The following is a 22,036-nucleotide window of genomic DNA, read 5'->3' on the forward strand; positions in this document are numbered from 1 at the left end:
TATATGAATATAACAAAATCATTTTTTTTGTAGAATTTTTATTTAGGTGATGCTTATTTTCTTGATCAGATTTTCATTAGGAATTTCAATCGAACATATTACTTAACCACGTTTTCATAAGAATTTTGTAATACTTTAAATCAATTGTATATGATTTATATAGGTGTTGCAACCCACCATTAACTGGTGATATCAATGCAGTTAAAAAATTTCAAGCGAGAATCAATAATTCCACTGCCTGTAACCTTCATATCAACGGTCAGTGAAGATGGAGTGGGAAATGTGGCACCATACTCCTGTTTAATGCCAATTCTCAGGCCCTTCGACCTTATATGTGTTGCAACAGCAGGGGTTATGAGGGACACCTTCGACAACATGAAATCTCAAGGAGAGTTCGTTGTGAACCTGCCAGGAGTGGATATGATGGACAAAGTAATACCAACGGCGAAGTTCGTACCTCCTGAGGTGAGTGAATTTGAACTGGCTGAACTTGTGGAAAAACCATCAAAGACCTTAAAAACTCCAGGTGTGGATGGATGTTACGCATGGATGGAATGCAAACTCCACAAGATCGTTGATGAAGAGTACGATAAATTCCCATACGCCCTGGTTCTGGCCAAGGTGGTGCATCTGGAGATTAGGGACGATATTTACGATGCAGAAAATGGTTCATGGGACGTTGAAAAGGCAAAACCCCTAATGATGACTGAATCCAATGAGGGGATGCATTTCTGCACGGTTAAGGACATGGATTTCTTCGAACCATACGGTGCAATGTTCCCCAACGGCAAGGACCCCCTTGCAGGGATGTACAAATAAAAAAGAACACATCTTATTCTGATATTATGTTTAATCAATAGGATTTGGAGGTTGAAAATCATGCCTAAATTGATTATCAGTGGCAGGGGCGGTTGTGGGAAAAGTACCCTGGTCACACTCATGGCCCAAAGGATTGAAGAGCAGGGAAAAAAGGTTCTTGTTGTGGATTCAGATGAATCCAACCTCGGCCTCGGTGCCATGCTGGGAATTGAACCTGGAGAAAAAACCCTAATGGATTATTTAGGTGGTAGGCCTGCTGTGATGGATAAGTTAATGGCCGTTATCAGGGAAGGTGGAGATGAGAAGGCAGAACTCTTCCCAGAAAATAGTTTTTTAGAGGATCTTCCATCTGATTTCGTCCGTTGGAATGGAAACAAAGGTTTCATGCAGATTGGAAAAATAGAACACAGCCATGAAGGATGTGCATGTCCTATGGGCGCAGTTACACGGGATTTCCTGAATCAACTCAATGTGAATGGAGAAGAGTGGGTTCTTGTAGACACAGAAGCTGGAGTGGAACACTTCGGCCGTGGAATAGTTGAAGGTGCAGACTCCGTGATCATGGTGGTTGATCCATCCAACGATGCAGTTCTATTAAGCGAAAAGACAGCAGAGTTAACTGGAGAAGCAGGCAAAAGTTTTGGAGTTGTTCTGAACAAGGTTGACCATGAAACGAAGATCATCCTTGAAGATGTCCTGAAAAAGAAGAACATTCCAATTCAGGGTTTCATACCCTACTCAAAGACGATGGCTCGAGAAAATCTTAATGGAAACATGTTGGATATCAAAATGGTTGAAGGGGGGATAGATGAAATATTAAACAGAGTGGAATCCCACTACCAAAACAAATAAAAATGATTTTTCTTTTTAAAAATTTAGTTTTTAAAATAAAAATTAGATAAGGGTTGCATTCAATTATGATTTTAAAAAAAATAGTTGAAGGATATTTCTAAAAATAAATCTATTTCTTAGTAAATATCCTTTTGTATATACATATCTTCACTAATTTCATTTATGCGCAAAGTAGAACTTTATTTTATGGTTCAGTGCCTTATCAACCCTTGCAAATCCAAACCTCTCAAGCTGCACCACATCATCAACCTTCAGATTGGAGGCTGCAGGTTCTATGAATCCTGATACACTGGTTGCATCGGGCATGACAACCTCTGCATTGATGGCCTCCTTTGAGGGTACCCACTGAACTATCATGGCGCCTGCGCTTCTGGCTTCCTCAAGGTCGGAGCTGTGGTAGGCTGCCTTCCTGTCTCCACAGTTGCAGACATCGTATTTGAATTCAAGATTCACAGCATCCATGAGCCTTAAGATTCCACCCTTACCTGTTTTGTTCACATCCTCCATTGTGAGGTAGACCTTGCCGTTGAAGGGTAGTTCACGGTTTCCACGCTCTGGGAAGTTCGGGTGCAGTGGCCTTTTTATTATGCCCTCTTCCTCTTCTGGAAGGTTTATTATGTCCACCTTCACAGGGTTTTTAACGAAGAAGTACCTGTCTGAGGAATCCTCAAGTATCTGGCGGTTGAGTCCGTAGATCTTCTTCCAGCTCACTGTTGCATCTGCCATCTTGGCACCGATCTCAACCATGAGCTCGTGGAGTGCCTCAGCCTTGATTCCACGTCTTTCTATTGCCCTTATTGTGCCTAGGCGTGGGTCGTCCCAGCCGGTGTAGGTCCCATCACTTATGCCTGCCCGTGCCTTGGACGTGCTTAGGGCAACATCCTCCATTTTCAGTCTTCCGTAGTGTATGAAGACAGGTATCTTCCATCCGAAGTGGTTGTAGAGATACTTCTGTTTTTCACTGTTTGCAAGGTGGTCCTTTCCACGAAGCACATGGGTCACACCTCCAAGGTGGTCGTCCACAGTCACTGAGAAGTTCATCATTGGATAAACCCTGTACTTGGTGCCTGTGCGTGGGTGTTCGTGTTCAACAACCCTCATTGCAACCCAGTCACGTATTGCAGGGTTTTTATGTTTTATGTCTGTTTTGACACGGAGCACGGCCTCTCCCTCTTCCATAGTGAAGAGTTCCTTCCAGAGTTTCAGGTTCTCTTCAACGGTGTTGTCACGGCATGGACAGGCCTTTAATTCATCCTTGAGTTTTTTGAAGTCTCCACCGTCGCATGTGCACATGTAGGCCTGGCCGAGTTTTATGAGTTCCTCTGCGTACTGGTAGTATGTTTCCATGCGGTCGCTCTGGATCACCTTTTCGTTCCAGTTGAATCCCAGCCACTTGAGGTCCTCCTCTATCATCTGGTAGGCGGAAGGTTCAACCCTTCGAGGGTCTGTGTCCTCGATCCTGAAGATGAGCTTGCCTCCGTATCGTTTAACATATTCGTTGTTAAGTATGGCTGCCCGTGCATGGCCTATGTGTAGGGGGCCTGATGGATTTGGTGCGAATCTGAGTACAACCTCTCCATCAACATCCTCAAGGTCTGCAAGTCCCTTCTCTTCAACCCGTTTTTTCTTCTCCTTCAGACCTCCGAGTTTTTCAAGTTCTGCCTTCTGGGTTTCAGGGTCCATTGCATTGACCTTGGCTACTATTTTACCTGCTGCTGCAGCCACTGTTTTGGCTTCGCTTCGAAGTTCTGCATGGGTGCTCATAACTGAACCTATAACTGCACCGGGCTGTGCACTGCCCTTGTGTCTGACTGCATTTTCCAGTGCATCTCTGTAAACGATTTGTTCTATTTCCTCACTCATAAGAATCACTTCATACCAATTTTCTCGTAAAATCCTCTAAGATTATTTGAAAGTTTAGGAATTAATAATTAAAACCCATGGAATTATAACCATTGATCAGTATTTGTAAACTTCATTTTAAGTTCATTTTGGATTTAATATCCATTTATAAGTCTTTTTAATTAAAAAAAATATTCTTTATTTTTTTATAAAATTTTTTTGATACAAAAAATTATTTATTAAAAATTATTTATTAAAAATTATTTATTTTTAAAATTTGAAGGAATGAATTTGCAGGAATAAAAACCTTTAAAATGGATTTAAAAATCCCCTTCCTGAATTGGGGATTTGAACCGTATTAATGTGTTCTCTCAAGGACGAAGTCTGCAAGAAGCATCAGTGCCTCCTTTGCAGAGGAATCTTCCACAATGTCAAGGAGCTGTTTTGCCCTTTCAACGTTGTCATGGGCCACATCGTAGGTGTACTTGATTGAACCATACTTTTCAAAGAGTTCTATTGCCCGTTCAACGTTTGTATCGGAGTTGGTCTTTAGTATGGATATGATCTCCTCTTTATCCTCGCTTGATGCATTTGCAAGTGCCTTGACAACCATGAGGGTCATTTTTCCCTCGACTATGTCGCTTCCAACTGGTTTTCCAAGGTCCTCCTCTTCACTGACAACATCCAGGTAGTCATCCTGTATCTGGAATGCCAGTCCTATGAGTTTTCCATATTCTGCAAGGGCTTCAACCTGTTCAGGACTTCCTGCACCGATCAGTGCCCCGGATTTGGTTGCTGCGGCTATGAGTGCTGCTGTTTTCTTGTAGATCATCTTCATGTAGGCTTCTTCGCTTACATCGAAGTTTCCTTCAAAGCACATGTCAAATGCCTGGCCCTCACAGATGTCTATACATGATCCCACAACTGTTTTAAGTGCAGATATAACGTTTTCAGATGGTACGTGATCCGTTCCTGTTTCAAGAACTGCCTCGAATGCCTTGGAGAACAGGGTGTCTCCTGCAAGTATTGCCATGGGTTCTCCCCAGATCATGTGGACTGAGGGTTTTCCCCTTCTCATTTCATCCTTGTCCATTATGTCGTCGTGTATGAGTGAAAAGGTGTGTATGAGTTCAACTGCTGCTGCTGTTTTAACTGCATCCTCTCTTTTTCCTCCAACTGCTTCACAGCTTAACATCACAAGGGCTGGGCGGAGTTTTTTTCCGCCTGCCCTTATTAGATGTTCCGATGATTCCTGAAGCTTGTCAGGTTCAACTGTTGCCAGTACCCTGTCCAGTTCCTCATCTACAATTGATGAATAACGCTTTAGAATATCAATTACTTCCATTAAACTCCCCCATTAAAAACCTGTGCCTGTCCATTTCTCAGTATGTGTATGTCTTTTCCAAGTTTATAACCTTCTTCCTCAGCAAGTTCTGTGTACGCTGCTAGCATCTCCAGTGTTCCGTGGGATGGAATGATGTGAGTTGGGTTGAGCATCCTCAGAAAGTCACGCTGATCTTCAGGTCCTGCATGACCTGAAACATGTATGTTGGTGTATATTCTGGCACCACTGGATTTAAGTCTTCGCTCCAGAAGGTTACGATTGGCCATGTTCATTGGGTTTGGTATGACTGATGATGAAAATATCACATTGTCACCGGGTTTAACTGTGAACTGGGTTTTACCGTTGGCGATACGTGGCAGTAATGCATCAGGCTCTCCCTGATGTCCAGTTGTAACAAGGAGGTACTTGTCCCTGTGTTCATCTGCCCTTGCAAGGGCCCTGTTAACTGCCTTAGGACTTCCATAGACACTTGCGGATTTGGGAAGGTCTAATATTCCCAGTTTTTCTGCCATTGAACAGAACCTCTCCATGGATCTTCCAAGGAGCAGTATCTTACGTTTGCTCTGATTGGCAATTTTACATATGGCCTGTATCCTCTCTATGTGTGAGGAGAATGTTGTGACTATCATTCCCTGCTTTTGACGTAGAGGTTTTTCCATTACATCCTTCAGGAGAATTCTTGCTATCTTCTCAGAGTGCGTTTTGGATTCATTCTTAACGCAGGCATTGGTTGTGTCCACGATAAGTGCGAGAACTCCCTTACGTCCCAGTTCTCTGAAACGTTTGTAATCCGGTGGTGGTGACAGAACCTGGTGGTTGTCGAATTTGAAGTCGTTTGCATAGACTATTATTCCCTCTGATGTGTGGAGGGCTGCTGTAACTGTTTGAGGTATACTGTGGGTTGTTCCCACAAATTCAAGTGTTATGTCTGGGGATATCTGACATTTTTCACCGGCATTTAAGACCTGGAGTGGGTTGTTTACTGTGAACTTTTTCTCCTGTTTGATGGTTCTCTCTATGAGTGCCAGTGTGTATGGTGTTGCAATTATTGGTGCTTCGTATCTGTGTGCAAGCTTTGCAACTGCACCTATATGGTCAAGGTGGCCGTGGGTGAATACTATGGCCCTTACCTTACCATCAACTTCCTTCATCAATGTGTCATCAGGGATCACTCCCCTTTCAATGAGATCCAGGCTGTGCATCCTTGCTATGTCTGTATCTTCGTGGATGTGGATCCTGTCGAGGTGGATTCCCATGTCGAATATCACAACGTCATCGCCGATTTTAACTGCGGACATGTTCTTTCCAACTTCTTCGTATCCCCCAATTGCTATTACTTCAACGCTCATTGTAACGATCTCCTTGCGTATTTTTTGGTGTCAAAGCCCCTCTCATGGAGCCATTCCCTTGTAATTCCCTTTATTATGATATCTGAATTTCGGAGTTCCTCTAGGTTTGATGCTCCAACCAGGAACATTGCAACCCTGAGTTCTTCCTTGAATTTTTCAAGTCTTGTGATAACGGCCTCATGGCCTATGTAAGCATCCTTTAGGAGAGGTAATGCGATTCCAACAGCATCTGCACCAAGTGCAATGGCCTTTGCTGCGTCCAGTCCTGTTCTTATACCTCCTGAGGAGATGACAGGTACATTCACTGATTCACATACTTCCACTGTGCTTATGGCTGTTGGTATTCCCCAGTCCCAGTAGAGGTCTCCGAGGTAACGATCCTTTGCACGGTAGGTTTCAACTGCAGCCCAGCTTGTACCTCCTGATCCTGCAACATCCACTGCAGAAACACCTGCTTTTTCCAGTGTGTGTGCATCCTGACCGCTTATACCTGCACCTGTTTCCTTTGCAATGACTGGTAGCTTCAGGTTCTTTGAGATCTCCTCGATGGATTCTGTGTATCCTGTTGCATCAACATCTCCCTCTGGTTGTATTGCCTCCTGAAGGGGGTTCAGGTGAAGTGCAAGTGCATCTGCATCCATCATATCTGCTGCTTTTTCTGCAAGTTCTATCTGTGGGGCACCTATATTTCCTATTAAAAATGATGATGGTGCTTCTTCCCGTACAACTGTGTATGTTGGTGCAAGTTCAGGGTTTTCAATTGCTGCACGTTGGCTTCCAACTCCCATGCCTATGTTGAGTTTGTCTGCTGCCCTTGCAAGTTCCCTGTTGATTTTGAGTGATGCTGGATGTCCACCTGTTATTGCGGATATTATTATGGGTGCATCCATTTTTTTCCCGAAGAAATCTGTTGATAGGTTTATTTCTTCCTTGTTCACTTCGGGAAGGGCTTTGTGGATAAATTCTATATCCTCAAATCCTGTTTTCTTCCGATACTCCACATCGTTGTTCCTGCAGAGCATCAGATGTTCTAATTTTCTATCTGAAATCATTTTCTACGTCCCTTTTAATTTTATATATATTTTAAATGTGAAAAATCCAAATTTATGGATTTTTTTTGTAAGATTAATTCTCTTTTGTAAGATTATTTTTCTAAGATTAATTCTGAAGCTTTATAAGGGTTCCAATTCCCTTTTCACCCATCAGGGCTCTTTTTATAAGGTCTGGTGTTCCTGCGTTGAGTATCTCAGATTCAACACCAATTTCAGCAAGTTCTAGGAGTTCTGTGATTTTTCCACCCATTCCTCCAGTAACATCCACGTTTTGTGTGCCCTCTGCAGATTCAAGATCTTCCATGGACCCCACAACTTTAACTGGTTTGGCATTTGGGTACTTCTTGGGATCCTTCTTGTACACCCCGTTAACATCTGAGCCCAGTATAACTCTGTCTGGTTTTAAATTTTTTCCAATGTAACTTATTATCTGGTCTCCAGAGAGTATTGCCATTTTAATGGTTTCATCCTCATCAAGGACTGGATCCCCGTAGAGTACAGGTACGAATCCAGAATCAAGGTATTTCTGGATTAAAGTTAAATCAGCACGAATTATTCTTTTGTTCTTCGTTATCACAAAGGATGATGGTTGTACAGATACTGCAGGAATTCCATATTTTCGCAGCTCATTACACACTGCACTGTTGAGGTTCTTCACAGCCTCCTGGGTTATGCAGAATCCCTTTCTCTTCCTCTGGAATTCTTTTTTATCAGGGATGCTGCCACCTATATCATATTTTTTGGCGTAGGGGTGTCCGAAGGAACCTGCACCGTGCACAACTATGAGTTCACCGTACCTTGCATTTTTTGATGCTTCTGATATTTCTTTTGCAATTCTGTTAAGATTTTCATTGTCCAGAGCTGGATCAATTGAATCCTTTCTGGTTATAACACTTCCACCAAGTTTTAAGATTATCAACTAATCAACAACCTCATTTTATGTTTTAATTGAATTTTCTGTTATTTTTTAAGTTTAAATTCTGTTTTTAACGATTAAAAAAAATCGTTGAATATAATGTTACATTTTAAATCCTGTTTTGTCCCATTGAACTCAGAATCAGACAGTTACAGCAACCATTAAAGGATCTGTAACAATCATTTGCAGGATCCCCTAACTCCACTTCAAGATTTTCATGAGTTTTCAGGTTCAAGACGTGACCCACTTACTCTAATCCGATTTTTTTTGAAACATCAATCAGGGAATTTCCCATTTTTAGGATTTCACCTTTAAGACTCCACTTTCTGATACCAAAATATTCTGATACCTAACTGAAAAACATATTTTCATGGAAGTCGTTAACCAACATTTTTTTTTTGAAAGAAACTCCATGAAATATGTTAGTTCAAGTACTGAGATTCTGTATTATGATCCTAGTTGGGTGATCCCCTGTTGAGTTTTGGATACTGTACTGTAAACCATTAAAATCCAGTTAATCGATCTAAACCTTAATGTCCTTAATTTTCAAGGTTTATATGAACAATTTTAGGAACTATGGTTTGATCCATTAAATTGGTTTGATCCATTAAATGATTTTTTGAAATGATTCTTTAACCGATTCTGTCTGAATTTATTTTTTTATATGGGCTTTTTTTAATCCATCCCTTTGCAGCAGTGTCCTTTGAATGGATCGTGGAACATGACCTCGTTACCGGGTTAATTACCCTAATAAAGTCATTATAAGTGTGTTTTTGCCTTGAATAGTTTCAATTACAGCGTATCTGTGAACCAACTGATCAATGAATTCATTAACTTTGAATCTGAACCGATTCAATAACATTTGAATCAAAGTGATGACTTTGAATCAATTCTCAGAGTGGATTTTAACTCCTTCTTCAGATACGTTTGCATTGAAGGCTTTTTCAAAGGTGTTGAGTTCTTCCATCACTTCTTCGGTTTTTCCGGGGCAGTAGGCTATTATACTACCTCCACCACCGGCCCCTGTTATCTTTGAACCTTTGGCTCCTGCTTCTCTTGCAGCGTAGACCATTCTTGATAGTTCAGCTGTGTTCACTCCCATTGCATCCAGAAGTCCGTGGTTGATGTTCATAAGTTCACCAAACCTTTTCTCATCATTTTGAAGAATTGCTTCCTTTGCATTGTTTGTGAGAGCTTCAACAGAATCAAGTATAAGATTCAAAGCATCAGGATAGTTTTCTCTTCTTTTCCTGACAGATTCAACCAGTTCTCCTGTGTTACCCCTTTTGGATGTGTATCCAACAACCAGCGGCATTTCCATATTCACTTCAAGTGGTACCAGTGCATCTGCATTTTTTGAGAGGTATATGATACCTCCATAGGTACTGAGTGTTGTGTCTATTGGACTTGCTGCCCCCTGAACTTCTAGTTCGACTTCATGGGCTTTTCTGGCTGTTTCTTCCAGGGAGAGGTTTTTACCGTTGAACTTTGAAACTGCTGCGATGGTTGCAACTGTTATGGCTGCTGATGAACCTAAACCTGCACCTATTGGTACGTTGAGATCCACATGGATGTTCATTCCAGATCCTGCATGGATCCTTTCAATGGATTTTAACATGTAGATTAAAATGCCTTTCTTTGTTTTGTCTCCAGTTTCAAGTTTTACTTCATTTTCTTCAAGATTTAAATATCCGGACACCTCAAGATCCGGTACTTCTACATATATTTGTTCGTCTTCGCGGTTTTGAACAGTTACGTATGCTCTTCTGTCAACTGCAACTGCGATGGCAGGTTTTCCGTAGACTACGGCGTGTTCACCGAAGAGAATGATTTTTCCTGGTGCTGACGCTGTAACCTGCATGGAATCTACCTTATGATCGTGAATTAATTGATTTTTTGTGATGTTTCAGAGATGAATACTCTGATATGTGTTTTAATTGTTGTATTTAATATGAATTTATTGTGGATTCAATTATGAACCCTGGAATTCCGTTATGAATCCCAATGTGTGAATATCCTGAGTATTATATCTCAGAATAGTGTGAAACAGGTACTTAACTTCATAAGTACCCCTGTTAGCGTTAGTTATTATTTGAATTCTAATTTTTTTATTTAATTGTTGTTTAATCTGAGATTTAATTGTTTAATCTTAGTTAATTATGAACTGAAATTCTTATTTTCCATCAATTCAGAGTATGGAATTGTTGTAAGAAAGTTATTTTCAAATTAATTAAATTTTTTAAATGTATTTTGAATCCTCAATATTATTATATGAATCCCTATGTTTTCCTTGATCCTTTCCATTAAAATGTGTTTTGGGGATCATCTGAAAACCGCTGATGCGTATCCCACAACTGAACTGTGGTCTCCTGTTGTGTCTCCACTTGTTGCATAGGATTTTACTTCACAGCTGGTGGCACCCATTGCCTTTGAAGCTGTTATTGCTGCTGTTACTGGTCCGTATCCACACATGGTTATGTTTAGTTCTGCAACACGGGATATTAAAAGGTTTTCATCCATGGATTCCATTGCATCTAATACCTGCATGTCGCCCCTGCGGGCTATATCCTGGGGCTGGTAGTGGGTCATGTCACTGCTTGCCACAACCAGAACATCACGTCCTAGTTTCTCAGCTGTTCTGGCAATTGAAGTTCCTATTTCCATTGACGTCTGGATGTCCTGCATCCACATACATACTGGAACGAATCTGAAACTTTCTTTCCCTTCATTGAGGTACTGTAGAAATGGTAGCTGTACCTCTGCAGCGTGTTCCTGGATATGGGCTGTTGGGTCTGAATCCAGGATTGGGGTGTTTGCAACAAGAAGCTCTGCAAATTCATTGTCTATTTCAACCCTTCCAAGGGGTGTTTCCCATGTTCCCTCTGTCATTGCTGATACACCGGATCCCATTCCTGTGTGGTTGGGGCAAAGTATCACGAAGGTTTCTGGAAACCCATCTTCTGCTACAGCATAGTAGGAGTGCGCAGCCACGGGTCCGGAGTACATGTAACCTGCATGTGGAACCACAACTCCCCTGACGTTTCGTTCATTCCCTATTTTATCTGGAAGTTTTCCTGGTCCAAGCTGGTGTTTGAAGCACCACTGGATCTGTTCTCTCAGGGCAACTGGATCCATTTCATAGAAGAGTCCTGCAACTGCAGGTTTTCTTATCAAAAAAACCACCTTCCTCTTTTTGTTTAAATGAAGATCGTATCTATGAATAGAACATGTCTATGAATAAAAATCATGAATGAAATAGGGGATTAAATCCTGGATCATGTGTCCAGAAATTGTGATATAAAAAAACTACGCTTGATTAGCATAAAAAGTTGAATCTGAACCGAAGTCCAGATTCAGTTTTTAATGGAACTTATATTTTGAGTTCAAACTCTGCTGGGGGAATGTCCAGATCTGCGTCTTCTGGGATTGTTCCGTTTCCCCTGAGTACCTGTCTTGCAAGGAGCCAGTAAACCAGTGCTATGGCTTTCCTTCCCTTGTTGTTTACTGGGACAACTATATCCACATTTCCAAGGAGGTTTTCAGTATCACAGAGTGCAACTACAGGTATTCCAACCTGTCTTGCTTCAATTATTGCCTGAGAATCTGATCTTGGGTCTGTTACAACCAGTACCTTTGGTTCTATGAATTTTGCATAGTTTGGGTTTGTGAGTGTTCCTGGTATGAATCTTCCAGGTATGGTTTTTGCACCGGTCATTTCCCCGAATTTTTTAACTGGTGCCTGACCGTACTGCCTTGTGGATACAACGAGTATGTCGTCGGGGTCGTATCTGGACAAGAATTTACCGACGGACATTATTCTGTCGTTGGTTTTTCGAACATCTAAGACGTAAAGACCGTCTGCCCTTACCCTGTATATGTAACGTTCCATGTCCTTTGTTTTCTGCTGTGTACCTATGTGTAAACCTGCTGCTAAGTATTTGTCCAGTGGGATTAGTAGTTCTGACAAATTATCACCTCATTAATATTAAATTTGATTGAAATGTTGAATTATTTTTTTTAATTATTTAGATTATTCTTCTACGTTAACTGCTTCATTTGGGCAGACGTCCATGCATACTTCGCATAAGCTGCATTCTTCCTTGTTCTGGATTACTATTTTCTCACCATCAATTATGAGAACTTCCATTGGGCAAACATCCACACATTCTGCGCAGTCTGCACCATCACATTTATCGTAATCTATTGTTATTTTAACCATTTTTAGTCTCCTTTACACTGATCCTCAGGTTTTACCAGCTATCAGTTCTCCTTCTTAATTTTAATACTGTAAGGTTTGTCCTCATTTCCCATTCATTATTTTTAATTGGATTTTACCTGTACTTGGCTATGTCTGCCATTTCAGGGTCTGTCATTTCCTCAGAGATCCTGATGAGTTCGTTGAGTTTGGCTATACGTTCTCCACCTACAGCTCCTGTTTTAATGATTGGAGCTGAGAATGCTACTGCCAGGTGGGCGATTGTTTCATCGGTTGTTTCACCTGAGCGGTGGGATACAACTGGAACGTACTTGTTGTTTCTAGCAAGCTCGATGGTATTGTAGGTATCTGTGAGTGTTCCTATCTGGTTTGGTTTGATTATAATTGCGTTTCCAGAGCCTTTTTCAATTCCCTCAGCAAGTATTTCTTCGTTGGTTACGAATATGTCATCACCACAGATGAGTGCCTTTTTACCTGCTTTCTTGGTGAGCTGTGCGAATCCTTCAAAGTCTCCTTCCCTTATTGGGTCTTCAACATAGAAGAAACCGTACTTGTCTATGAGTTCAGAGACGTAGTCCACCTGTTCACCTGTGCTTCTTCTGGTACCTTCCCTTTCGTAGACGTACTCTTCAGTTGCTGGGTCCCAGAGTTCGCTTGCTGCAATGTCCAGTGATGGTTTTACAAGTACTCCTGTTTCCTCAGATACTGTTTCACATGCTGTAAACTGTATCTCAAGGGCTTCTTCATTGGTTAGGTTTGGTGCCCATCCACCTTCATCTCCCTTTCCACCTGTGAAGGATTTGTCCTTGGCCTGTATGAGTTCACGGATCTTCTTGTGCACCTGTACGTTGGTGAACACTGCGTCTGTGATTGTCTCTGCACCGACTGGTATTACAAGGAATTCCTGTATGTCAGGTGCGTTTTTTCCTGCGTGTGCTCCTCCGTTTATCATGTTTCCCAGTGGGTATGGGATCTCATTGGGCATGTTGCCGCCGAGGAACCTGTAAAGTGGCATGCCGTATGAGGATGCTGCTGCCTTGGCCACTGCCATGGATACTGCAACTGTTGTGTTTCCTCCTATTGCTGCCAGGTTCTCTGTTCCATCAATTTCCTTTAAAACAAGGTCTATTTCTTTTAAATCTTCTGCATCCATTCCAATAAGTTCAGATGAGATCACATCTTCAACTTCACTTACTATCCTGTCAACTCCACCTTCAGGGAATGCTACTACCTCTCTAGCTCCTGTACTGGCACCACTCGGTGCTGCAGCCCTTCCGAAACCGTTCCAGGTTACAACATCCACTTCCACTGTGGGGTTGCCTCTGCTGTCTAAAATTTTTCTAACACGGATGTCTTCAATAATACTATCCACAAAAACACCTCTTTTTAAAAAATAGTGGTTTTTTAGGTTGTTTGGATTTTATTTAATATTTATAGCTTATTAATATTCAGCATATGGGTTATAAACGGGTTTGCATTAACCCTACTTTATAACAACTAAGCTTTAGACTGAATGTGTGATTTAACCTCTGTTGATATCAAGGGGTATTTTATTCTGTTTAAGTTCCATGGTTGCAATGTCTATTGGATCGATTGAATCAGACACTTTTACCAGGGGTTTTGCTCCCATTGATAACTGTAGAGCCCTTGCACCTATGAGTCTTGCCCTTTCAAACCTTGTGAGTTTTTTTGCTGGCATTAATATCTATCTCCTAGGGTCAGATCCTAATGGAGGTCTGGCCTGAATTTTTTTTTGAAACCTTTTTACAGGTTCAATAAATCATTTATGAATTTTTGTGATTGATCTTGATAAATGAATGTTTATTTTGCTTGAAAAATGTTGTGATATGAATTTAAATGGGGCCGCCGAGATTTGAACTCGGGTCTCCAGCATTTCGGTGTATTTTGACCACATCCCCGTTCCAGTTGAAGAAAAATGTGGAGAAATATGTTTTTAACTAATTTCCCTAATTCCAATGGAATTTTGAATCTTTCTTTCAATAGCTGGGAGGATGGACCAAGCTACCCTACGGCCCCAGGTATAAATTTTGTTACCACACCTCTACATGGGTTATTAACATTCTTCTGCAACAGTACTTGGTGACTCCAAGATCGTCAAGAACTTTTTTTGGGTCCTCCCCATCTGCAGTGCGTTTCTGAAACTCATCGAAGTATGCAGAAACAAGTTTTCCGCAGCTAAAACATCTTACAGGGATCATATCTTATCAGCTTACCTGTAACTTTTCTGGTTTCTTGCTCTTGCTCCAGGTCCACCGTATTTTTTAGGTTCAGACCGACGTGGATCTCCAACGAGCATTGTTCTGTCGTAGTGTGTGAATTTTTCTTTGAGCTCCATGTCACCTGTCCACTGTACAAGACCTTTGGCTATGACCATTCTGGCAGCTTCTGCCTGGCCCATTACGCCTCCGCCTATAACTCTGACATCTATGTCTACTTTGTCTGCAAGTTCACCTGCTAAGATGATTGGTTCCTGTATTTTGAGTCTTGCAAGTTCTGGGTCATAGAGTTCAACAGGTTTTTTGTTTACTCTTATCCTGCCTTTTCCTTCCTTTACTTTTCCCCTTGCAATGGAAGTTTTCCTTTTTCCACTTGTGTGAATTACCTTCTTCATGTTATGCAACCTCTTTTAGCATTTAAAATTTTGATCCGAGTAACTGTGAAATCTTTCCAAGCTCAACACTTTTGATTATGTGTTTTGGCTGGGCTTCAGGTACTGGATATGTTTCTTCTCCTTCAAATTCCTTTGGAATTCCAACGTAAACTTTGAGTCCCTTGAAAGCTTCTCTTCCAGTTGTTTTCCTGTATGGGATCATTCCCCTGACGGTTCTCCTGAATATGTCATCTGGCCTTCTTGGGTATTTAGGTCCCATATCCCTTGGGTTTGAGATACTTGCCCTGTCTACTCTCTGCTTGTATCTTGCGTATGCCCAGTCCTTTGAACCGGATATTATAATTTTTTCGGCGTTTAAAACTGTCACGGATTCACCTGCAAGAAGCTTCTGGCTCACTGAGCTTGCAAGTCTTCCAAGTATGAGTCCTTCTCCATCTATGATCATATGATACACCTTTAATCTTATTTTTTAATTTTATATGTTTTTTTGGAATTGGTGGATGAATTCTAAAAAGTATTAGAATTTATTCCATTATTTTTATTCCATTTCCCTTAGGGTTTTTCTCAACAACATCGAGGATGTCCATGCATTCTCCGCCTGCTGTTACTATTTTTTCAGCTGCACCCTGTGAAAAGTTTAAAGCTGCAACCTGTACTTTGTGGTCAAGGTTTCCATTTCCCAGTACTTTTCCAGCCACTATGACTATTTCATCAGCTTCGGTGTACCTGTTTATATCGGATATGTTAACCTCTGCCTGTATTCTTGTTGGTCTTTCAAGTCTTTTTGCAACATCTTTCCAGATTGCCACTTGTTCAGTGTATGATTTCTCTTTAAGACTTGCCACAAGAGCTGTTAAGTTTGGGTTTGTCTTTGTAAGTTTTACCATTCTCAAATTCCTCCTTTTCAAGAGTTTATTTTAATATTTCAGTAGTATCTGAAGTGGTTATTCATATTATGATTCACAGAATTCAATGATCTTATCAGATTTTTCTGACAGTATATCACATGCCCTGGTTAGAATTTCTTCAGGGGACAGTGATCCATCTGTTTCAATTCGGAATATGAATTTGCCTTCTTCACTTTCGACTGTGATTGCACCGGATTCACATGTGTTGACGCATGTCTTGCATGTTGAGCAGTTCTCTATGTCCAGGATCTTTACCTCGTTTTTCTTCTCATCGAATTCGAGTATTCCCCTTGGGCATGCATCTGCACATTTGGCGCATTCCTCACATTTTTCCTTGTCGATTGTTATTTTTGGATAGTACTTGTATGCACAGGATGTTGTTGGCTGCCATTTTGCATGTTCAAGTCCAATTCCCAGTTGTGCTATTGCCTCAAGTTCAACTTCTTCTCCTTCCTTGAGTTTGAGAATTGGAATTGTGTCAAATACTGGTTTTACCTGTGGGTCCTGTGATTTTAAGTCCTTGGAGTAAACTGTTTTTGGGCCTTTTTCCTTTAAAAGTAGGGAAACACTGCAGCGTGGGCAATGGTCTTCACAGTCACATTCTGATGCTGGTACCATTGACTCAAGATCTGTTGTGAGAGGTATCAATCCCATTCTATGTGCCAGTGCTTCGTCGAATATTTTTGCATCATTTTTAATGATTTCCACTGTTTCAATTGCTATGGTGGGAACTTCAACTGTGCAGATCCTTCTTATGGCATTTATGAAGGGCACGTTAATACCTTCAATTACAAACACCATCTGGTTGTCTTCCTTCTTTTTTATAGTTATATCCATTTTAGACACTCTTCTTAGGCCAGTTTACACTCTTCTTCCCCTTTTACCTCCAGGTCTTCCTGTACCGTCGTGGGGTATTGGGGTTACATCTTCTATTTTACCTATCCTGATACCTGCCCTTGCAAATGCTCGTATTGTGGCCTGTGCACCAGGTCCTGGGGTTCTTGGTCCATTTCCACCAGGAGCTCTGACTTTTATGTGAAGTCCTATTATTCCTTTTTCCTTAACATCTTCTGCTGCACGTGTTGCAGCTTCCATTGCTGCAAATGGTGAGGACTCCTGCCTGTCTGCACGTACAACCTTACCACCGGACCACTGGGTTATGGTTTCTGCACCTGTGATATCAGTTACAGTTATTATGGTGTTGTTAAAGGATGAGTAAACGTTAGCTACGCCCCATTTCTCTTTTTCTGCCATTTTATCACCTTATTAATCATTAATTCTCAATCGTTTTTTATTCTGCTTTTTCTGCAGTTTTTTCCTGTTCTTTATGGTACTTTTCCATTGGTGATCCAGGGTAGAAGCTTATGAGTTCTTCTTCTCCTTTTTTGACCATGAAGCTTGGTGAGTTGATCTTTTTACCATTTAGAGCTATGTGGCCATGGGTTATGAAGAGTCTTGCCTGTTTTGCAGTGTTTGCAAGTCCTTTTTTGTGGACCATTGTCTGGAGTCTTCTTCTCAGCACATCCTCAACTGTAAGGTCAAGTATGGATTCGAGTTTAGCATCTTCAGCCAGTATTCCTGCGTTGATAAGGTGAGCTAGAAGCTGTTTGCTCTCGAGTTGAGTCTGTTCTGTTTCCATACCTAAGAGGTGCCTTGCATCCCTTCTGTACCTTTTAACAGCAGTTTCTGCCTTCCAAACTTCTTTTTTGTTTTTAAGACCATACTTCTGGATGAGCTTGTTTTCTGATTTTATACGATCTGCATTCCAGGGGTGTGATGGTGTATCATACTTTTTTCGTGCTTTTCTTGGATGTCCCATATCATCGTCTCCTTTTTGAGTTTATGCTCTTCTTCTCCTGCTAACTCCAACAGATTTTCCTTTTCTGAAGGTGGATTTGGTCCTCTGACCTCTTACTGGGAGTCCGACTTCGTGTCTTCTTCCTTTGTAACTTCTCACCTTTTTCATCCTGTTTAGATCTTCCCTTAATCTCATGTCAAGGTCGGATTCTATGAGGTGTTCTGTTTTACCAGTTTCGTAATCGTTACGCCTGTTCAACATCCATTCGGGTATGTCGTATTTCTGTGGATTTTTCACAGCTTCTTCTATCCTTGTAACCTCATCATCTGATAGGTATCCGATTTTCTGTTCTGCATCAAAACCTGCTGAGGTACATACTGCCATTGAGAGAGCTCTTCCAACACCCTTTATGTCTGCAAGAGCGTTTTCGATTGTTTTGTTACCATCGACGTCTCTTCTGGCAATACGGACCATGTGTTTAAAATCTTCTGCCATATTATTTACCTCCAACGAGAGTATAATTCGTCTGGATTTTATTTAATATCTTAAGTTCTTACGTTATTTTCATCCAAACTTAATTTAAAACCTGGAAAAACTTGAACTATAATCTTTAGAATTATGATCTTTACAAGTTTTTAAAATATGGTTGTGTAAGTTTGGTGTAAATTTGTATAGAAGCGCCGGGACTGGGATTTGAACCCAGGCGGAGCAAAGCTCCACAAGATTTCCAGTCTTGCGCCTTACCAGGCTAGACTATCCCGGCATGAGAAAAAAACCGTCTTTAAACCTTCATTCCCACCATACGGCCATGTATGATGTGACTTCAAACATGAAAATTCGTTTCCGGATACATCCGAGGATGTTTCCAAATTCAAACTCAATTTTGAAACTTCGATGAATGTGAATTCAGGCACACTGTAATTAATACAATGATATATTTTAACCTGATACGTTTGATTCGAAGTATTCGGGTTTAAAGTTACATTAAACGTCTTAGTATAAAACGTTATCTATTTATATTTTTATTGGCCTCGCCCCTAAGTTTATTAGAGGTTCTACGGTAGTTTTTGAATTGGAATTAAAGAGTAGTTTTTACTTCCACATCTTTGGGTATGTTTCAGGTTCCATAAAAACCTTTTTTATATTGACCATTATGCCCTTCTTTTCATTCAATATTTCCCCTGATGTTTTGAGGGTTTCACCTGCTGCAATCAGTTCACCTTTGAGTGTAAGAATTGCAACTGTATTTCCTCGGTCTATATTGGGGGAGAGCTGCATGATTCCACCGGCTGCAAGATCTGCGCCGTGGCATAGGGCATCAACTGTTGAGTCCCTCACCATGATCTTAGGTAGATGATCCACTGCCCTTTCCATTGGGAGTATGCATTCCCTTATTTGGGATTCATCCTCATCCTCTGTCCATGCATGGTATGCATCCGTTAGATCGTGGAGGGTTTTAAGGGTTTCATCTTCATGGAAGGGTCCTGAGATTGTTCTTCGAAGTTCAGCCATGTGGGCTCCGCATCCAAGTGCCTCCCCTATGTCGTGGCAGTACTTTCGGATGTAGGTTCCACCCTCACATTTGACTCGGAATAGAACATCCTGGTCTTCTATTTCAAGGATGTCGACGTTGTAAATACGTCTGACCCTTAATTCTCGTTTAACTGCAGATTTTATTGGTGGCATCTGGAATATCTTCCCAGTGAATTCTGTGAAGATATCCTGCACCTTCTTCTCTGGTACAGAGTCGTGCAGCCTCATAAGGCACACGTATTCCTTGGGAGCTCCAAGAAGCATCTGTATGACCCTTGTGGCATGGTCAATACCTATTGGTAGAACACCTGTAACCTTAGGGTCCAGGGTTCCTCCATGGCCTGTTTTGTCCACGTGGAGTATCCTTTTAACCCAGGAATCTATTTCATGGGATGTAGGGCCCATTGGTTTGTCAAGGTTTACAACACCTTTACTTATGTGTTCTGTTATGGGTCTAGCTTCAGGTTCACATCCATATTCTGGATCTGTTTCACCCTCTGCTTTTATGAGAAAATCTGCCATTAAAATGACCTTTTGAGACGTTGAATTTTTTTTGTCCTATTTATAATAACTATTCTTTTCCTATTTAAACGTTTTCTTAATTTTAGATGTTTGTTTCGACATGTTTTAAGAATTTATGATGTTTAACCTTTGGAATAATTATTTTAGTTTAGAATAATTTAGAATAATTATTTCAAATAGAATAGTTATGAATAATTATCTTATTGAAGAATTATCTGAAGAATTATTTCAAAATAATAATTAACATTTTGTTAATTCAAACATTTTTTTTGTTAATTATTATCTGAATGTTAATTCATTTAATTCTAATCTAAGAATTATTTTTCAACGTTTTTTTGTAAACAAATTAAGCTGAAGCTGCTTCTAACTGTTTTTTAATCTCTTCAACATCATCAGATTTTATTTCGATTGTCTGATCTACTGGTTCGAGATGTTTTATGTTACATTTTCTGTTTTTTATTGATGTTCCTACAACTTCAACGAATTTTTCATCTATGATATCGATTATAACACATTTTTCACCGGCTTCTCTTCCGGCTGTTTTAACACATATTCTTCCTACTTCTATTGCTGGCATGAAATCACCTCAGTTACTTTCAAGAGGATGTCTGCAATTGCCTCTGGCTGGAAACTGTTACTGTTTATAACTATGTCATAAACCTCCATGTTTCCAATGTCGATTCCGTGTATTTCACGGTACCTTTTGGCTTCACTTGCACCTCTTGTGCTTATTTCTTTTTTTACTTGTTCTTTTGGTTTGTTTTCCCTCTGACATATTCGTTCTGTTCGAACATCAATGGGTGCAACGAACCATATCTTAAGGTCGGCCTCCACAAAGTGTGCGGAGAGTCTTCCCTCAACTATCAAATCTTCACTTTCTTCTGCTATTTTAGCCTGTCTTCTATCGATCTCAAGGTCGATCTCATCGTTACCTTCAGCGAATTTACCGAACTCCAGGAGATCCATGCCTTTCTCAGCAGCCATCTGACGAAATATGTCACCTGCAGAGATATACCGAACTCCCAGTTTTTCGGACAGGATCTTGGATGCGGTTGTTGTACCGCTGCCTGCCAGTCCACCGATGGTTATGATCATTACAACCTTGCCTCTTTTTTGAAGACTTTACGGGCACACTCTGTGCAGAGGTATCCTCCGTAAGGCCTGTTAGGTCTTTTCTTTGATTTAGATAGTTTTCTTATTTGGTACGGTCTTCCCCTTGGGACCGCGTGAAGTTCTTTACCGCACTCTGCACATACATGCTTTGACGGTTTTTTCTTCTTGTAGTGGAGTACTGTTCTTCCACCAGGGGTTTTTTTGAGTGTTCTTTTATATGATCTAGATCTGTACCTTAACTCTGGCATATAACACACATCTCCTATTTTTTTTATATGAATTTATAAATTTTATTTTTTAAATTAAATTTTAAAATTTATTTTTATTATCTTTATTTTATTCAGTTTTAATGAATTCATCTGTAGAACCCATCTGTATTAGGATGAATGAAGTAGTAATTGGGATGTACACTATTTCAGGATGTACACTTTCATCATTTCCAAGTTCTACCCCTAATGTTGGACTTTTACTTAGGTACACTGATTTTGGAGCGTATCTCTAATAAATGTTGGGGATGTTTACATTCCCCCACTCTTAAGTCCCATGAACTTCCTGAACACAAATGACATTGCAAAGGATACCAGTATGTACCATCCAAGCCATGTTATGCTGAATGCTGGTGCTCCTGCAGCTGGATGATAGAGCATGTGCCACAGTGGTGTTAAGAGTATGTAGTACACGAAGTGTGGTAGGTATACCACCATATTACCTATTGCGTTGTTTCCAGACATCCACCAAAATATGAGGAGGATGGGCAACATGGTTACTATCATTGGTTTGAAGGAGTTCATCATCATTTCCTTCTGCAGACCCATGAATTCCATCTGCTTCTTCTGCATTTCAGCCATACGTTTTGGGTCACCTGACTTCTGTGCTTCCATAACTTCCGCCTGGAATCCCTTCATCTCCTGCTGGATGAACTGCATCCTATCCTGATCAACCAGAAGCTTGTTTGCGAGGGTGATTATGAATGCAACAATGGTTGCAATCACAAAAACTGCAAGTATGGGATTGTTTGGATTTGGATCCATATTAACAAGGGGTAGAAATATGGGATTTAAAAGCTGGTTTACTATGTCAAATACCATTTTTTATTTCCTCTCTTTAGTTTCATCTTGAATTTATAGTTTCCAGTAGAA

At 40.7% G+C, this 22,036-nt stretch carries 27 protein-coding genes and 2 tRNA genes; 2 read left to right on the plus strand and 27 right to left on the minus strand.

Annotated elements, in window-relative coordinates; all coding sequences use genetic code 11:
* The first annotated feature begins 195 nt into the window (after positions 1–195).
* Both MCBB_RS06530 and MCBB_RS06535 read left to right on the plus strand, forming a co-directional pair.
* Complete coding sequence (locus tag MCBB_RS06530; RefSeq protein ID WP_071907001.1) at positions 196–819, plus strand: flavin reductase family protein; 624 nt, start codon at positions 196–198, stop codon at positions 817–819.
* Between the two features lie 60 nt (positions 820–879).
* Positions 880–1,671: an ATP-binding protein gene (locus MCBB_RS06535; RefSeq protein ID WP_071907002.1), complete on the plus strand. Its 792-nt coding sequence runs from the start codon at positions 880–882 to the stop codon at positions 1,669–1,671.
* Positions 1,672–1,827: 156 nt separating this feature from the next.
* On the opposite strand, the gene MCBB_RS06540 is transcribed toward MCBB_RS06535, so the two are convergent.
* The 27 genes from MCBB_RS06540 to MCBB_RS06660 form a co-directional block, all read right to left on the minus strand.
* Positions 1,828–3,534: a glutamate--tRNA ligase gene (locus tag MCBB_RS06540; protein WP_071907003.1), complete on the minus strand. Its 1,707-nt coding sequence runs from the start codon at positions 3,532–3,534 to the stop codon at positions 1,828–1,830.
* Between the two features lie 337 nt (positions 3,535–3,871).
* The gene (gene idsA / locus MCBB_RS06545) at positions 3,872–4,858 is read right to left on the minus strand and encodes a short chain isoprenyl diphosphate synthase IdsA (protein ID WP_071907004.1); all 987 of its coding nucleotides are present in this window, start codon (positions 4,856–4,858) and stop codon (positions 3,872–3,874) included.
* On the minus strand, positions 4,858–6,207 hold the full coding sequence (locus MCBB_RS06550; protein ID WP_071907005.1) for an RNase J family beta-CASP ribonuclease: 1,350 nt from the start codon (positions 6,205–6,207) through the stop codon (positions 4,858–4,860). The genes idsA and MCBB_RS06550 overlap by 1 nt, the downstream gene beginning before the upstream one ends.
* Complete coding sequence (gene fni, locus MCBB_RS06555; protein WP_071907006.1) at positions 6,204–7,259, minus strand: type 2 isopentenyl-diphosphate Delta-isomerase; 1,056 nt, start codon at positions 7,257–7,259, stop codon at positions 6,204–6,206. Before fni ends, MCBB_RS06550 begins: the two co-directional genes overlap by 4 nt.
* A gap of 106 nt (positions 7,260–7,365) precedes the next feature.
* Positions 7,366–8,178: an isopentenyl phosphate kinase gene (locus tag MCBB_RS06560; protein WP_071907007.1), complete on the minus strand. Its 813-nt coding sequence runs from the start codon at positions 8,176–8,178 to the stop codon at positions 7,366–7,368.
* Between the two features lie 106 nt (positions 8,179–8,284).
* A complete protein-coding gene (locus MCBB_RS12360) occupies positions 8,285–8,410 on the minus strand; it encodes a hypothetical protein (protein ID WP_269454982.1) in 126 nt (41 codons plus the stop codon).
* A gap of 651 nt (positions 8,411–9,061) precedes the next feature.
* Positions 9,062–10,036 (minus strand): mevalonate kinase, encoded by a 975-nt coding sequence (mvk, locus tag MCBB_RS06565; RefSeq protein ID WP_071907008.1) that lies wholly within the window; start codon positions 10,034–10,036, stop codon positions 9,062–9,064.
* Between the two features lie 461 nt (positions 10,037–10,497).
* Positions 10,498–11,358: an AmmeMemoRadiSam system protein B gene (gene amrB, locus MCBB_RS06570; protein ID WP_331709788.1), complete on the minus strand. Its 861-nt coding sequence runs from the start codon at positions 11,356–11,358 to the stop codon at positions 10,498–10,500.
* A 187-nt stretch (positions 11,359–11,545) separates the two neighbouring features.
* A complete protein-coding gene (gene rpsB / locus MCBB_RS06575; RefSeq protein ID WP_071907010.1) occupies positions 11,546–12,142 on the minus strand; it encodes a 30S ribosomal protein S2 in 597 nt (198 codons plus the stop codon).
* A 63-nt stretch (positions 12,143–12,205) separates the two neighbouring features.
* Entirely contained in the window at positions 12,206–12,394 is a 189-nt protein-coding gene (locus MCBB_RS06580; protein WP_071907011.1) for a 4Fe-4S dicluster domain-containing protein, read from the minus strand.
* A 112-nt stretch (positions 12,395–12,506) separates the two neighbouring features.
* Positions 12,507–13,763 carry a phosphopyruvate hydratase gene (gene eno / locus MCBB_RS06585; protein WP_071907012.1) on the minus strand — a complete coding sequence of 419 codons (1,257 nt, stop codon included), beginning with the start codon at positions 13,761–13,763 and terminating at the stop codon, positions 12,507–12,509.
* A 150-nt stretch (positions 13,764–13,913) separates the two neighbouring features.
* On the minus strand, positions 13,914–14,090 hold the full coding sequence (locus MCBB_RS06590) for a DNA-directed RNA polymerase subunit K (protein ID WP_071907013.1): 177 nt from the start codon (positions 14,088–14,090) through the stop codon (positions 13,914–13,916).
* Positions 14,091–14,249: 159 nt separating this feature from the next.
* A tRNA-Gln gene (locus tag MCBB_RS12115) sits at positions 14,250–14,428 on the minus strand.
* 14 nt (positions 14,429–14,442) lie between these two features.
* Positions 14,443–14,610, minus strand: a complete 168-nt coding sequence (locus MCBB_RS06595) for a DNA-directed RNA polymerase subunit N (protein ID WP_071907014.1) — start codon at positions 14,608–14,610, stop codon at positions 14,443–14,445.
* A gap of 11 nt (positions 14,611–14,621) precedes the next feature.
* Positions 14,622–15,023 carry a 30S ribosomal protein S9 gene (locus tag MCBB_RS06600; RefSeq protein WP_071907015.1) on the minus strand — a complete coding sequence of 134 codons (402 nt, stop codon included), beginning with the start codon at positions 15,021–15,023 and terminating at the stop codon, positions 14,622–14,624.
* 22 nt (positions 15,024–15,045) lie between these two features.
* Positions 15,046–15,468, minus strand: coding sequence for a 50S ribosomal protein L13 (locus tag MCBB_RS06605; RefSeq protein WP_071907016.1), 423 nt, complete (start codon positions 15,466–15,468; stop codon positions 15,046–15,048).
* 79 nt (positions 15,469–15,547) lie between these two features.
* On the minus strand, positions 15,548–15,910 hold the full coding sequence (locus MCBB_RS06610; protein ID WP_071907017.1) for a 50S ribosomal protein L18e: 363 nt from the start codon (positions 15,908–15,910) through the stop codon (positions 15,548–15,550).
* 66 nt (positions 15,911–15,976) lie between these two features.
* Positions 15,977–16,768: a DNA-directed RNA polymerase subunit D gene (locus MCBB_RS06615; RefSeq protein WP_071907018.1), complete on the minus strand. Its 792-nt coding sequence runs from the start codon at positions 16,766–16,768 to the stop codon at positions 15,977–15,979.
* Between the two features lie 24 nt (positions 16,769–16,792).
* Entirely contained in the window at positions 16,793–17,185 is a 393-nt protein-coding gene (locus MCBB_RS06620; protein ID WP_013825953.1) for a 30S ribosomal protein S11, read from the minus strand.
* A gap of 37 nt (positions 17,186–17,222) precedes the next feature.
* A complete protein-coding gene (locus MCBB_RS06625) occupies positions 17,223–17,750 on the minus strand; it encodes a 30S ribosomal protein S4 (protein ID WP_071907019.1) in 528 nt (175 codons plus the stop codon).
* 21 nt (positions 17,751–17,771) lie between these two features.
* A complete protein-coding gene (locus tag MCBB_RS06630) occupies positions 17,772–18,224 on the minus strand; it encodes a 30S ribosomal protein S13 (RefSeq protein ID WP_071907020.1) in 453 nt (150 codons plus the stop codon).
* 183 nt (positions 18,225–18,407) lie between these two features.
* Positions 18,408–18,492 (minus strand) — tRNA-Ser (locus MCBB_RS06635).
* Positions 18,493–18,821: 329 nt separating this feature from the next.
* The gene (locus MCBB_RS06640; RefSeq protein WP_071907021.1) at positions 18,822–19,784 is read right to left on the minus strand and encodes an RNA-guided pseudouridylation complex pseudouridine synthase subunit Cbf5; all 963 of its coding nucleotides are present in this window, start codon (positions 19,782–19,784) and stop codon (positions 18,822–18,824) included.
* Between the two features lie 346 nt (positions 19,785–20,130).
* On the minus strand, positions 20,131–20,361 hold the full coding sequence (locus MCBB_RS06645; RefSeq protein ID WP_071907022.1) for a 50S ribosomal protein L14e: 231 nt from the start codon (positions 20,359–20,361) through the stop codon (positions 20,131–20,133).
* Positions 20,349–20,879: a (d)CMP kinase gene (gene cmk / locus MCBB_RS06650; protein WP_071907023.1), complete on the minus strand. Its 531-nt coding sequence runs from the start codon at positions 20,877–20,879 to the stop codon at positions 20,349–20,351. Before cmk ends, MCBB_RS06645 begins: the two co-directional genes overlap by 13 nt.
* On the minus strand, positions 20,879–21,145 hold the full coding sequence (locus MCBB_RS06655; protein WP_071907024.1) for a 50S ribosomal protein L34e: 267 nt from the start codon (positions 21,143–21,145) through the stop codon (positions 20,879–20,881). The genes cmk and MCBB_RS06655 overlap by 1 nt, the downstream gene beginning before the upstream one ends.
* Before the next feature lie 270 nt (positions 21,146–21,415).
* On the minus strand, positions 21,416–21,985 hold the full coding sequence (locus MCBB_RS06660) for an EMC3/TMCO1 family protein (RefSeq protein ID WP_071907025.1): 570 nt from the start codon (positions 21,983–21,985) through the stop codon (positions 21,416–21,418).
* Between the last annotated feature and the right edge of the window lie 51 nt (positions 21,986–22,036).

Origin of the sequence: Methanobacterium congolense (assembly GCF_900095295.1) — an archaeon.
Taxonomy (GTDB): Archaea; Methanobacteriota; Methanobacteria; order Methanobacteriales; family Methanobacteriaceae; genus Methanobacterium_C; species Methanobacterium_C congolense.